The organism is Williamsia sp. Y853 (assembly GCF_056786495.1).
This window is the reverse complement of the sequence record NZ_JBXCJC010000001.1, coordinates 1407315-1419314: the sequence shown is the minus strand read 5'-3', so window position 1 is coordinate 1419314 and position 12000 is coordinate 1407315. Positions and strand designations below refer to the sequence as shown.

14 protein-coding genes and 1 riboswitch are annotated in these 12000 nt (G+C 64.4%); of the genes, 6 read left to right on the top strand and 8 right to left on the bottom strand.

The window, feature by feature from the left end:
- The first annotated feature begins 6 nt into the window (after positions 1–6).
- Entirely contained in the window at positions 7–519 is a 513-nt protein-coding gene (locus tag AC1TPF_RS06715; protein ID WP_482135896.1) for an inorganic diphosphatase, read from the top strand.
- A 75-nt stretch (positions 520–594) separates the two neighbouring features.
- Here AC1TPF_RS06715 and AC1TPF_RS06710 read toward each other — a convergent pair whose 3' ends face one another.
- On the bottom strand, positions 595–1089 hold the full coding sequence (locus tag AC1TPF_RS06710) for a MarR family winged helix-turn-helix transcriptional regulator (RefSeq protein ID WP_482135897.1): 495 nt from the start codon (positions 1087–1089) through the stop codon (positions 595–597).
- Between the two features lie 137 nt (positions 1090–1226).
- On the opposite strand from AC1TPF_RS06710, the gene alc reads away from it, so the two are divergent.
- On the top strand, positions 1227–2252 hold the full coding sequence (gene alc, locus AC1TPF_RS06705; protein WP_482143174.1) for an allantoicase: 1026 nt from the start codon (positions 1227–1229) through the stop codon (positions 2250–2252).
- A gap of 48 nt (positions 2253–2300) precedes the next feature.
- Here the strand turns inward: alc and AC1TPF_RS06700 are convergent, their stop codons facing one another.
- The 6 genes from AC1TPF_RS06700 to AC1TPF_RS06675 all read right to left on the bottom strand — a co-directional run bounded on the left by AC1TPF_RS06700 (position 2301) and on the right by AC1TPF_RS06675 (position 6696).
- Positions 2301–2804, bottom strand: coding sequence for a hypothetical protein (locus AC1TPF_RS06700; protein WP_482135899.1), 504 nt, complete (start codon positions 2802–2804; stop codon positions 2301–2303).
- On the bottom strand, positions 2801–3613 hold the full coding sequence (locus tag AC1TPF_RS06695; protein WP_482143173.1) for an aminotransferase class V-fold PLP-dependent enzyme: 813 nt from the start codon (positions 3611–3613) through the stop codon (positions 2801–2803). Before AC1TPF_RS06695 ends, AC1TPF_RS06700 begins: the two co-directional genes overlap by 4 nt.
- Positions 3614–3644: 31 nt before the next feature.
- Positions 3645–3760, bottom strand: a riboswitch (SAM riboswitch).
- Positions 3761–3827: 67 nt separating this feature from the next.
- Positions 3828–4469 carry a DedA family protein gene (locus tag AC1TPF_RS06690; RefSeq protein ID WP_482143171.1) on the bottom strand — a complete coding sequence of 214 codons (642 nt, stop codon included), beginning with the start codon at positions 4467–4469 and terminating at the stop codon, positions 3828–3830.
- A gap of 46 nt (positions 4470–4515) precedes the next feature.
- Positions 4516–5724, bottom strand: a complete 1209-nt coding sequence (locus AC1TPF_RS06685; protein WP_482143169.1) for an O-succinylhomoserine sulfhydrylase — start codon at positions 5722–5724, stop codon at positions 4516–4518.
- 37 nt (positions 5725–5761) lie between these two features.
- Complete coding sequence (locus AC1TPF_RS06680; protein ID WP_482135903.1) at positions 5762–6175, bottom strand: rhodanese-like domain-containing protein; 414 nt, start codon at positions 6173–6175, stop codon at positions 5762–5764.
- A complete protein-coding gene (locus tag AC1TPF_RS06675) occupies positions 6172–6696 on the bottom strand; it encodes an Rv0361 family membrane protein (protein ID WP_482143167.1) in 525 nt (174 codons plus the stop codon). The genes AC1TPF_RS06680 and AC1TPF_RS06675 overlap by 4 nt, the downstream gene beginning before the upstream one ends.
- A 193-nt stretch (positions 6697–6889) precedes the next feature.
- Here AC1TPF_RS06675 and AC1TPF_RS06670 point away from each other — a divergent pair, with 193 nt between their 5' ends.
- The gene (locus AC1TPF_RS06670) at positions 6890–8278 is read left to right on the top strand and encodes an FAD-dependent oxidoreductase (protein ID WP_482135905.1); all 1389 of its coding nucleotides are present in this window, start codon (positions 6890–6892) and stop codon (positions 8276–8278) included.
- 87 nt (positions 8279–8365) lie between these two features.
- On the opposite strand, the gene AC1TPF_RS06665 is transcribed toward AC1TPF_RS06670, so the two are convergent.
- Positions 8366–8818, bottom strand: coding sequence for a hypothetical protein (locus AC1TPF_RS06665; RefSeq protein ID WP_482135906.1), 453 nt, complete (start codon positions 8816–8818; stop codon positions 8366–8368).
- A 241-nt stretch (positions 8819–9059) separates the two neighbouring features.
- Here AC1TPF_RS06665 and AC1TPF_RS06660 point away from each other — a divergent pair, with 241 nt between their 5' ends.
- The 3 genes from AC1TPF_RS06660 to AC1TPF_RS06650 are packed head-to-tail and all read left to right on the top strand — an operon-like array spanning position 9060 to position 12000.
- Complete coding sequence (locus AC1TPF_RS06660; RefSeq protein WP_482135907.1) at positions 9060–10067, top strand: FecCD family ABC transporter permease; 1008 nt, start codon at positions 9060–9062, stop codon at positions 10065–10067.
- Entirely contained in the window at positions 10064–11191 is a 1128-nt protein-coding gene (locus AC1TPF_RS06655) for a FecCD family ABC transporter permease (RefSeq protein ID WP_482143165.1), read from the top strand. The genes AC1TPF_RS06660 and AC1TPF_RS06655 overlap by 4 nt, the downstream gene beginning before the upstream one ends.
- A complete protein-coding gene (locus AC1TPF_RS06650) occupies positions 11188–12000 on the top strand; it encodes an ABC transporter ATP-binding protein (RefSeq protein ID WP_482135909.1) in 813 nt (270 codons plus the stop codon). Before AC1TPF_RS06655 ends, AC1TPF_RS06650 begins: the two co-directional genes overlap by 4 nt.

The following is a 12000-nucleotide window of genomic DNA, read 5'->3' as shown; positions in this document are numbered from 1 at the left end:
TACAACGTGGACTTCGACGTCACGATTGAGATCCCCAAGGGACAACGCAACAAGTACGAAGTGGACCACGAGTCGGGAAAGATTTATCTCGACCGGTACCTGTACACATCGATGGGCTATCCCGCCGATTACGGGTACATCGACAACACCCTCGGCGAGGACGGCGATCCGTTGGACGCCATGGTGTTGCTCCCCGAGTCCGTCTACCCCGGCGTGATCGTCCGCGCCCGCATCGTCGGCATGTTCCGCATGACCGATGAGGCCGGTGGTGACGACAAGCTGCTGGCCGTTCCGGCCGGAGATGTCCGCTGGGACCACATCCAGGATGTCGGCGACGTCTCGGACTTCGAGCTCAAGGCGATCGCCCACTTCTTCGAGCACTACAAAGATCTCGAGCCCGGCAAAGAGGTCCAGGGTGGCGGCTGGGCAGGCAAGGCCGAGGCTGAGAAAGTCGCGCAGGAAGCGATCGAACGTCTGGCCTCGCAGCCGCACGGGGCGAACGAGCCCTCTCGCGGCTGATCGTCCCCACATACACGAAAAAGGGCCCGACTCGCATCAGCGATGTCGGGCCCTTTTCGGTTGTGTGGGGCGATCTCAGGACCGGGTGCGGTCCGCGGGCGACTCGTTGGCCTCGATGAGGGTGCGTTCTGCAGCGCTTACGTATCTCCCGAGCAGTTCGGTCAGGGTCTCCACATCATCGTCATCCCAATCGGCCAGCATCGTCTCGAGTTCCTCGGCCCGCCGGGTTCGGAAATCGGCGACCCGTTGCGCACCGGATTCGGTGACCACCAGGATGGTGGCCCGGCCGTCACGCGGATCGGCCTCGCGCCGCACGTAACCGAATTTGACCAGCTGAGCGACGTGGCGGCTGATCGTCGACGGGTCACTGAACAATGCCTCGGCCAGCTCACCCGATCGCGCCGGCGCCCGATTCAGCCGAAACAGACAGTGGTAGGCCGCAGATTCGACAGCGTCGTCCGCGGTTCGCCACCGCGTCGCCGCCAAGCGGTCACGAATCCGCAGGTGCCTCGCCAGGACCTCCATGAGATCCGCAATCTGATCGTCTCGCGACGGTGTCTCCTCCGACATGATCCTTCTCAAGGTTCAACGAGTTTCGACATGCAACTAGTTGTTGCGTGAGAGTATGGCCCTCGCCGCGGAGCTAACGCAAGAACCCACCGTCGACGAGTCGCACCCGATCCGCCGTGCCACTAGCCTGGGGAGTCGTGACCCCATCCCCGCCGAACTCGCGGCCCCATTTCACCTCGATGCCAGACTTGGCTCTACGCGCTCTCGGCGGCGCGGTCCTCTGGACCAATGACGACCTCTTCGCCGAGGCCGAGAACCTCATCAAGACGCCCGCCGCCGAGTATCAACCGGCGACGTTCGGACACAAGGGTCAGGTCTATGACGGCTGGGAGACCCGGCGGCGACGTGAAGCAGGTGTGGACCAGGCGATCGTGCGCCTTGGCGTCCCCGGCATCATCTACGGCGTCGTGGTGGACACCTCGTGGTTCGTCGGCAACTATCCGCCGTACATCTCGGTGGAAGCTGCTGCGGTCGAAGGCATTCCGACCACACAGGAGCTGCTGGAAGACACGAAGTGGCAGACGATCGTCGACCGTGTGGAGGTCAACGGTGATACCCAGAATCCGTTCCGGGTGGATTCCAAGGAACGCTTCACCCACGTGCGGCTCACGATCCATCCCGACGGTGGCGTGGCGCGATTCCGTGTGCACGGCCGCGGCGTCCCCGACCCGAAGTTCTTGTCCTACGGACACTTTGACCTGGCCGCGCTCGAGAACGGCGGCATGATCACCGCCTGCTCCAACATGTTCTATGGCTCTCCGAACAATCTCCTGATGCCCGGACGGGCCCGCACGATGGGCGAAGGCTGGGAGACCTCACGCCGACGCGATGACGGAAACGACTGGGTACAGGTCAAATTGGCCGGTGAGTCGACGATCGGACTCGCCGAACTCGATACCAGCTACTTCCTGGGAAATGCGCCGGGATCGGCGACGATACGTGGCCGTGACGGTGAAAACGGTGAGTGGTTCGAGGTTTTGGGCCGGTCTCCCCTGCAACCCGACACCCGGCACCGGTTCCTGATCGAGGTCGATCGACCGTTGACCGAGGCCCGCCTCGACATCTTCCCCGACGGCGGCATGGCAAGACTGCGGTTGTTCGGCTCGCTGACCGAGGATGCTCGCGCACGGATCATCGATCGCTGGGAAAACGGCGAGAGCTGATCGACCATGCCCCCTCCCCCACGCCTGAAGGCAGGCGTGGTGGGGGGATCAGGCTGCGGCAGCCCGCTCGAGCAGACCGGGCAGCACCTGATCGGCGATGAGCTGCGCCGAGCCGGGCCGATCGCCTGTTTGTCCCTGGTCGAGGGGCCGCAGGATGACCGCATCGGCGACCTCGGCGGCGTAGATGTCGACAATCAGCGTCAGGAGTCCGTTGGCGGTGCCGACATAGCGCACGGTGTCGCCGAATCGCGACTCCCCCAGCCGGAGGAGCTCGGCCCGAGCGGTGGCCGCGTCTTCGGCGATCACCACGTCTATCTCCAACGCCACCAGCAGGTCAGCGGGATCCTCACCGAGGTCCTGCCATCCGGCGCGCAACGCAGCCCGCTCCTTGATGCCGCCGCGCAAGTCCGGCTGGCGGATCCGACGGACCGCCGAACTCCGCGCATCGGCCGGACGGCGCCCGCTCCAGGCGATCGGATGGTCGTCACCGTCGATGGCAACCAGCAGTTCGGGGCGCGTCCGCGGGGTGGTGGCACTACTGATCTCGGTCATGACTTCTCCTGCTCGAAAACATTCTCGGTGAGTGAGTTCAGTTGCCGGGCAAGCTCATCGATGCTGGTGCCGGCACCCCAGCGGATGATTACGGGTTCGGAACGGCCCGCAACGGTGAGCGAGGCGATTCCCACCCTGTCCCGGGCATCGGGCCACAACTGGAGCCGGCGGTTACCGGGAAGCCGGGCCGCCTGGGCGTCGAGCCACTCCGACAACGCCTGCTCGTGGAGGCCGACCCACTCGTAGCCGAGGTCGGCCAACGCCCGGGCCGGGGAATGACCGGTGCTGATGTCGTCGACGTCGGCCCGGGCGTCTGCGAGCCAGTCGCCGCGCCCAACAACCACAGCCGGGCCGGCCATGGACCGGCCGGACAACACGAGGTAGTCGATTCCATGGCTGGTCAGATTCACGGCCCGCCGGGGGACGATCTCGCTGCCGTCGACCAGCAGTCGCGCGCCGCGTCGGTGTGCGATCGCTGCCAGGGCGGGCAACGGCAGAACTTCGCCGGTGGCCTCGGCCACCGCGGGGACGATCAGGAGTGCGGCCGGTCGACGTTCGAGTTCACTGTCCACCGCGGCGAGGGTGGTCCTCAGATCAATCTGCGCCGGCATCACACGGTCAGCGCCTTCAGACGTGGTGGCCGCGAGGTCGGCCGTCAGATCGAGTGTCAGGACGTCACCTGGTGCAACACCGGCGACCAGCGCAACGGCCTCGGCAAGTTCGGACGCGAACAGAACTCGATCGGTCGGACGCGCCTTCACGAACCGGGCGATGTCTTCCCTGAGATCACTGGTGGAGGAGCTTGTCACCCGCATCCCCTTCGGATCAGGACTCCGCCGGAGTCCGCGCTTGCCGCCGTCCGAACAGACAGCGGCCAGGTTGTCACCCGGAGCACCCCGCCGCGAATGGAGGGTTGCCGGCCAGCAAGCCGGGGCTTGTCGCTGGCACTCATCACCGATAACCACATTGCAGCGCCATTGATTTCCCTGTCAAATGACAAACCTTTAAAACGCGGCGTGAATGTTATTCCGCGCTGGCAGAGGACTTTTGTGACCTACTCCGGTGTCGCCACCAGCGAAAGAAGAAATAGACGGACATGAGTACGCCCGCACTAACCGCCAGATAAAACATCAGCGTTGCCCCGACCGTCTCGCCGACCGCATAGCCGATGATGCACACCGCGCTCACCCAGACGACGCCGCCCGCGACATTCGCAAGCAAATATTGACGCGTCGGCATCTTGCTCATCCCGGCCACAAACGGGGTGACTGTGCGGACGTATCCGATCCAGCGCGCCCCGATCACGGTGGCGACCCCGCCGTGGCGGATGAGTTCCTCGGCCTTTTGCCAGCGTTCTCGCCCAACCCACCCACCGAAGCGGGTTTCGGTGATGCGGCCGCCGGATCTGCGGCCCATGGAATAGCCCGTCCAGTCACCGAGTACCGCCGCAATGCAGGCACCGACTATCAGCCACACGATGTTGGTCTGGCCGACGGCGGCTGCCACGCCACCGGCAAGCAGGACTGTCTCACCGGGCATGATCAGGCCGAGGAGCGCGGCCGCCTCGCAGTAGATGACGATGAAGACCACGAGGTACACCGCCCACGGCGGCGTCGACTGCACGATCGAGATGACCCAATCGGCCAGCGAGTGAAAAATGCCCACCCTCCGATCTCCGGTGACGACCTCAGGTGGCGTCGTCCGACTCCCGCTACAGGGCCTGGTCCAGGTCCTTCAACAAATCATCCACACCTTCGAGCCCGACCGACAGCCTGACCAGCGAATCGGACAGCCCGATCGCGGCCCGGCCCTCGGGTCCCATCGCCCGGTGGGTGGTGGTGGCCGGGTGCGTGATCAACGACTTCGAGTCCCCGAGGTTGTTCGAGATGTCAATGATCTGCAGACCGTCGAGCAGCTCGAACGCGCGCGCCTTTCCGGATGCCGAGTCCGTGTCGGCGAGTTCGAACGTCACCACGGTGCCACCACCGGACATCTGCTTCTTCGCCAGATCATGCTGCGGATGTGACTGCAGGAACGGATATCTCACCCGCGCAACCCGCGGATCGGCTTCCAGGAATTCGGCGATGCGCAATGCCGCGGCGGTCGAATGATCCACCCGCAACCGCATGGTTTCGAGTCCCTTGAGCAACGTCCAGGCGTTGAAGGGGCTCAGCGCCGGACCGGTGTGCCGCATCAGGGTCTGCACCGGACCGTCGATGTACTCCTTGGTTCCGAGCACTGCCCCGCCCATCACCCGGCCCTGGCCGTCGATGTGTTTGGTACCCGAATACACGATCACGTCGGCACCGAGCTCGAGGCCGCTCTGCAGGAGCGGGGTCGCAAAGACGTTGTCCAGCACAACCTTTGCACCGGCGGCGTGGGCGAGTTCGCAGACGCGCTCCACATCGACCAAGGTCTGCATCGGGTTCGACGGGGTCTCGAAGAACACCGCGTCAGTCGGCTTCGACAGTGCCTGTTCCCACTGTTCGATGTCTTCTCCGTCGACAAAGACGGTTTCGATGCCCCAGCGGGGAAGGATCTCGTTGCACACGACAAAGCACGAACCGAACAGGCTGCGCGCAGCCACCAGCCGGTCACCCGTCTTGAGCAGCGCACCGAGCGCCACGAAGACCGCCGCCATGCCACTGGCGGTGGCGAAACACGCCTCGGCACCCTCGAGCTGACGGAGCCGCTCCTGGAACATGGCCACAGTCGGGTTGCCGTAGCGGGAGTAGACGAATCGCTGTTCTTCGCCGGTGAAGGCCCGCTCGGCCGCAGCTGCAGACGAATAGACGTACCCGGAGGTCAGGTACATGGCCTCGGAGGTCTCCTCGAAACCGGACCGCATGAGCCCTCCGCGCACAGCCAGGGTCTCGGGCGAAAGTCCCTCGGGCAGTTTGGCGTTCAACTCGTCCTCCATCGTGCGCAATATGCTGTCTTGAATCTGGCCGTCTGGGTCACGATTGCCGCCACGGCAGGCCGGTTGCCTTCCAGCCGACCGCACCGCGATGTCCGTCCGGATCGGTGGCACCTTCGAAACCGTCGAGGATGTTGTATGCCTTGGCCACCCCGTCGGCCGTCGCGGCCTGCGCCGCACCGATCGAACGCTGTCCGGAACGACAGAGGAACACCACCTGCTGGTCGTTCTCGACACCGGCTTCGCGCAACTGCCCAACGAAATCGGCGTTGCGGGCACCGTCAGGAAAGCTGACCCACTCGATGAGTATCGGCTTCTTGGAGACACCAGACAGATCCGGTACGCCCACGTAGCTCCACTCGGCCTGGGTCCGACAGTCCACGAGTACCGACGTCGGATCCTCGTCGAGGATCTTCCATGCCTCTTGCGGGGTCAGATCGCCTGCGTAGCTCATGCGCACACCTTCCAGTTGCCACCCTCTTTGACCAGAACAATAGGGGTGATCGTGGTTTCGCTCTTCTGTTCCCGGAACCAGTGCACATTGGCCGTGGCCCGATCGCCGTTGACGACGGTCTCCGAGATGTTGCCGACCTCGATCTTGCCGTCGGCATCACGCGCGTCCCGGTACTCGGCGGTGAACTCGTCCTGGCTCGGGAAGTCCGCAGACTCGAGCTCGGCGGTACAGAAGACGGCACGGTAGCTCGTGTAGTTGATCGCGTTCTGGGCCGTGTAGTAGTCGTTGACGGCGTGGGTCACTTTCGCCTGGTCCGTCAGCCGGTCCTCCGCCGGGCGAAGTACCTGCATGAGGACGATCGCACCCAGGACCACGACCATGATCGTGGCCGCCACAAGGAACGGCCAGATGGTCCGTCGCTCGTCGTCAAAAACTTCTGGTTCTGTCTCTTTGCCCCCACCCGACCGTTTACGGTCGGCTGCGGAGTCGCTTCCTGCCATGGCCGCGAGCTTATCGCTCATATTTGCCCGACCTGCCACCACCGTGAGACGGTTAACAAGATTTTGGTCAGCCAACCCTTACTTGACTGACCCAGAAACCGACGTTTTTGGTTCCGGTCAGGTCCAGCGCCTACCGTGGGGAGGAAGTAGCCTCCCCAGGTTCGCGTCGGTGACGTCCGCCTGAACTCTCCGCACGAGAAAGCAACTGCGACTCATGAGCGATCAGAACCGCCCGCTTCGCGTGGCCATCGTCGGTGCCGGCCCCGCCGGTATCTATGCCGCCGACGCATTGATGAAGTCGGACAAAGCAAAAGACCGTGGCGTCTCAATTGATTTGTTTGAGCGGATGCCGGCCCCGTTCGGGCTGATCCGCTACGGCGTGGCCCCCGATCATCCCCGGATCAAGGGCATCATCACCGCCCTGCACAAGGTCTTGGACAAGCCGCAGATCCGGTTGATCGGCAACGTCAACTTCGGCAGCGACATCGCCCTGGAAGACCTGCAGCAGATGTACGACGCGGTGATCTTCTCCACAGGCGCCACCGACGACCGCGCCATGCAGATCCCCGGCATCGACCTCGACGGTTCCTATGGCGCCGCCCAGTTCGTCGCCTGGTACGACGGACATCCCGACTTCCCCCGCACCTGGCCCCTCGAAGCCGAGAAGGTCGCGGTCATCGGTGTGGGCAATGTCGCACTGGACGTGGCGCGCGTGCTGGCCAAGACCGGCGACGAACTGCTGCCGACCGAGATCCCGGCCAACGTCTATGAAGGCCTCAAGGCCAACAAAGCCGTCGAGGTCCACGTCTTCGGACGTCGCGGCCCCGCGCAGGCCAAGTTCACGCCGCTCGAGCTCAAAGAACTCGACCATTCCCCGACGATCGATGTGATCGTCAACCCCGAAGACATCGAGTACGACGAAGGCTCCACCGTCGCCCGCCGTTCGAGCAAGATCACCGATCAGGTCGCGACCATCATCGAGCAGTACGCGATCCGCGACCCCAAAGGCCGCCCGCACAAACTGTTCCTGCACTTTTTCGAGTCGCCAACCGAAATCCTCGGCGAGGACGGCAAAGTCGTCGGACTGCGGACCGAACGCACCGAACTCGACGGCACCGGCAACGTCCGCGGCACCGGCAGGTTCACCGACTGGGAGTTGGGTGCGGTCTACCGCGCGGTCGGCTACCTGTCGGACAACCTGCCGCAGCTGCCGTTCGACGACCAGGCCGGCGTCATCCCGAACGAAGCCGGTCGGGTCTTCGACCAGGGCACCCACATGACCGGCATATACACAACCGGTTGGATCAAACGCGGCCCCGTCGGCCTGATCGGTCACACCAAGGGTGACGCCAACGAGACCGTCGACTGCCTGCTCAACGACATGGGTGAAGGCAAACTCCTCCATCCGGCCGAGCCCGGCGAAGACGCCATCATCAAATACCTCGACAACAAAAACGTCGCCTTCACCACCTGGGACGGCTGGTACCGCCTCGACGAACACGAACGCGCACTAGGCGCCGCCGAAGGTCGCGAACGAGTCAAGGTCGTCGAACGAGACGAAATGTTCGCCGCCTCCGAACCCCACAAGGTAGAGAAGGGCTGAGGCTCTCCAACCAAAAAAATCCGCTCCACTTATTCGCGTACGCGCCGGTTGCAACCGGAGCGAACGCAGGCAAGTGGAGCGGATTTTTTATGCGGCTGGGGCGACGTCGTCGTCCGGCGTGTTGTCGCGACGCTGGATGTTCGCCCAGAATCCGATGTTGTTCTGCAGCGGGTCGATGTTGCTGGAGATGGTGTAGCCCGAGATCGAGCTCGGGAAGCAACCGAACCACTTGGTCTCGATACGCAGGGTCTCGTTCTTCTTGAGCTTCGGGGTGAACTTCGAAGCCCCGTTGAACTCCTGCAGGGTCACGTTGGGGAAGTCGGCACCGTATGCCTTGACCTCCATCCAGCGCACCATGTACCAGGAGTTGACCCACGGGTCGCCTGGCTTGCCGAACGAGCAGAACACGCCGCCGGTCAGATCGAGGTCGACCGGACCAACGGGGGCAGCCTGCGCGGGGGCCGTGGCGACTGCACTGCCTGCGGCGATTCCGACTGCCGCGGCCGCAGCGACGGCGGCGCGAATGAACTTCTGCTTCATCTTCACTCCTTTGGTGGCACCACAACGTGGCTTTGGGGGATGAATCGGACCTGGATGCCTGAGCGTTAGCCATGAATTGACTGAGAAGTAAGTTCTACGCTCATCGTTACCGTTTCGTTACCGGGCTTTGACGAGAGCTTGACTCGACTCCGTCGGCAAGAGCAGGTTAGGTTACCCTCGCCAGAGCTGTTCATACGCGGCACAAACCGCGGTTACCCCCGGACAAGACAGGGCACCTCCCTTGACCAAGAAGACGCGCCGCACGTCCGGTCTGGTGCTGCTGCTGACTCTGCTGGTCGTGGTTTGCGTGCTGTCCATCGCGATCGGTTCGCGGGTGATCCCGATCGGCGAGGTGTGGGACGCCCTGTGGGCCGACAACGTGCCGGGCGCAGCCGACGCGGTCGGGATCGTTCAGGACCTCCGACTCCCCCGCACCGTCCTCGGGTTGATCGTCGGCCTGTCGATCGGCGCCGCCGGTGCCCTCACCCAGGGACACACTCGCAACCCGCTGTCGGACCCGGGAATCCTCGGCGTCAACGCCGGCGCGGCATGTGCGGTGGTCACCGGTGTCTACATCCTCGGGATCACCACCCCGATCCAGTACATGGGCTTCGGTCTGATCGGCGCGCTGATCGCCGCGAGCCTGGTCTTCTTCCTCGCCTCGGTGGGCAAAGGCGCGAGCCCGCTGACGCTCATCCTCGCCGGCACCGGTTTGACCGCGATGCTGACCGCGATCACCTCGGCGATCGTGCTCGTCGACTCCAAGTCGCTGGAGGCGTGGCGGTTCTGGCAGGTCGGTTCGATCGCCGGACGCGGTACCGACGTCATCTATGCCACCCTGCCCTTCGTGATCCCCGGCCTGATCCTGGCGCTCGCGAGCGGATTCTTCCTGAACATCCTGTCGCTGGGCGACGACATGACCAAGGCGCTGGGCTCCCGGATCCTGCAGGTTCGGATCGTCGGCATCGTGTCCATCACCCTGCTGGTCGGTGCAGCCACGGCCGCCTGCGGACCGATCGTGTTCCTCGGCCTGGTGGCACCCCACGTGGCCCGGTTCTTCACCGGGCCCGACTACCGCTGGATCGTGCCCTACTCCGCCCTCATCGGCGCGGTGTCCCTCATCGCCTGCGACGTCATCGGACGAATGATCGCCCGTCCGGGTGAGGTGCAGGCCAGTATCGTGCTCGCCGCGGTCGGCGCCCCGTTCTTCATCGCCCTGGTCCGCGCAAAGAAGTTGGTGGCCGTATGAGTGCACCCACCAAGGACGCGTCGGGGGTCCCCCCGGAGAATTCCTCGACTGCGGAGGCCACACCGCTGCCGACCAACCATCTACGCCGGACGGTCGTGCGCTTTGCCGGCGGAACATTTGTGGTGCGGCCCTTGGCAACCGGGGTCGGCGTACTCCTGGCCGCGTTGGCACTGCTCCTGTTCGCGTTCAGCATCGGAACCAGCGACTTCCCGATGAGCACCATCGACGTCGGCCGAATCCTGCTCGGCGGCGGCACACGCGCCGAGAACGTCGTCGTCTTCGACACCCAGTTGCCGATCGGACTGGTGAGCCTGCTGGTCGGGTTCGGGTTGGGCATGTCCGGCGCACTGACCCAGGTGATCGCGCGCAATCCCCTGGCCACCCCGGACATGCTGGGCATCACCTCCGGTGCCAGCGCCGCGGCCGTCGCCGTGATCGCTTTCGGATCGACCTGGGCCTCGTGGCTCGCCGACCTCGGATTGGCAACGGCTGCACTGCTCGGCGGCCTGGCCACCGCTGCGCTGATGTATGTCCTGACCTGGCGCAAGGGTATCGACCCGATCCGACTGGTCCTGGTGGGCGTCGCGATCACCTGGGGCCTGCAGGCACTGATCGCGTACCTGCTCACCCGCGCCGACATCGATCAGGTCCAACGAGCGCAACTGTGGATTGTCGGTTCGGTGTCCGGGGCCGGATGGTCCGCGGTGTGGCCCCCACTGATCGTGCTGATCCCGGCCATCGCGATCGTCTGTATGCAGAACCGGAACCTGAACCTGATCAGCCTCGGCGACGACGTCTGCCGCGGCCTCGGTGTCCGGGCCAATCCCGTCTCGGCAATAGTTCTGATCGTCGCGGTGATCGTTGCCGCGGTGTGTGTCTCATCGGCAGGGCCGATCGCGTTTGTCGCCCTCCTGGCACCGCAGATCGCGATGCGCCTGACCCGCGCCGAGATACCCGGCCCGATCACCTCGGGACTCACCGGTGCCGCTCTGGTCATCGGCAGCGACCTGCTCTGCCGCACTGTGATGCCCGCAGGCATCCCGGTCGGCGTGGTCACCGCCGGAATCGGCGGCCCCGCCCTGATCTACCTCATGATTCAAATCAACCGAAAGGCCTCGGTATGAGTGCCGCCATCTCTGCGCCGAACTCGGCGCGGATCGCGACCACCGGCCTTCAGGTCGGCTACGGCGATCGCACGGTCATCGACGGCCTCGACATCAACATCCCCGACGGCAAGGTCACCACCATCGTCGGCCCCAACGGCTGCGGTAAGTCGACGCTGCTGCGGTCCCTGGTGCGGCTGCTCAAGCCCACCGCCGGAACCGTGCTGCTCGACGGCGCCGACATCTCGTCGATGCGCACCAAGGATGTCGCCCGCATTATCGGCCTGCTACCCCAGAACCCCGTCGCCCCAGAGGGTTTGACCGTCTCCGACCTGGTCTCACGTGGTCGCCATCCCCACCAGTCCTGGTACCGCCAGTGGTCGCCCGCCGATGAGATCGCGGTGTCGCAGGCGCTCGAACAAACCAATTGCACCGACCTCGCCGACCGAACCATCGACGAATTGTCCGGTGGTCAACGGCAACGTGTGTGGATAGCGCTGACCCTGGCCCAGCAGACAGACATCGTGATGCTCGACGAGCCGACCACCTACCTCGACCTCTCACATTCGATCGACGTCCTCGACCTCGTCGACGACCTGTGCCACAAGCACGGCAAGACGGTCATCATGGTGCTACATGATCTGAATCTCGCTGTCCGCTATAGTGATTGGCTGATCGTGATGCGCGACGGCGCGGTCATCACCGAAGGCACACCAGCCGACGTGATCACCACCGACCTTCTGGAAGCGGCTTTTGGATTGCGGTCCCAGGTCCTGACAGACCCGGTGTCGGGCGGCCCGATGATCGTTCCGATCGGCCGCAAGACGTAA

Bases quoted from the DNA above. Each gene is read 5' to 3' on its own strand.
- AC1TPF_RS06710 (WP_482135897.1), bottom strand. From the start codon at position 1,089: ATGTCGGAGGAGACACCGTCGCGAGACGATCAGATTGCGGATCTCATG.
- AC1TPF_RS06700 (WP_482135899.1), bottom strand. From the start codon at position 2,804: ATGACCGAGATCAGTAGTGCCACCACCCCGCGGACGCGCCCCGAACTG.
- AC1TPF_RS06685 (WP_482143169.1), bottom strand. From the start codon at position 5,724: ATGGAGGACGAGTTGAACGCCAAACTGCCCGAGGGACTTTCGCCCGAG.
- AC1TPF_RS06680 (WP_482135903.1), bottom strand. From the start codon at position 6,175: ATGAGCTACGCAGGCGATCTGACCCCGCAAGAGGCATGGAAGATCCTC.
- AC1TPF_RS06675 (WP_482143167.1), bottom strand. From the start codon at position 6,696: ATGAGCGATAAGCTCGCGGCCATGGCAGGAAGCGACTCCGCAGCCGAC.
- AC1TPF_RS06670 (WP_482135905.1), top strand. From the start codon at position 6,890: ATGAGCGATCAGAACCGCCCGCTTCGCGTGGCCATCGTCGGTGCCGGC.
- AC1TPF_RS06665 (WP_482135906.1), bottom strand. From the start codon at position 8,818: ATGAAGCAGAAGTTCATTCGCGCCGCCGTCGCTGCGGCCGCGGCAGTC.
- AC1TPF_RS06655 (WP_482143165.1), top strand. From the start codon at position 10,064: ATGAGTGCACCCACCAAGGACGCGTCGGGGGTCCCCCCGGAGAATTCC.
- AC1TPF_RS06650 (WP_482135909.1), top strand. From the start codon at position 11,188: ATGAGTGCCGCCATCTCTGCGCCGAACTCGGCGCGGATCGCGACCACC.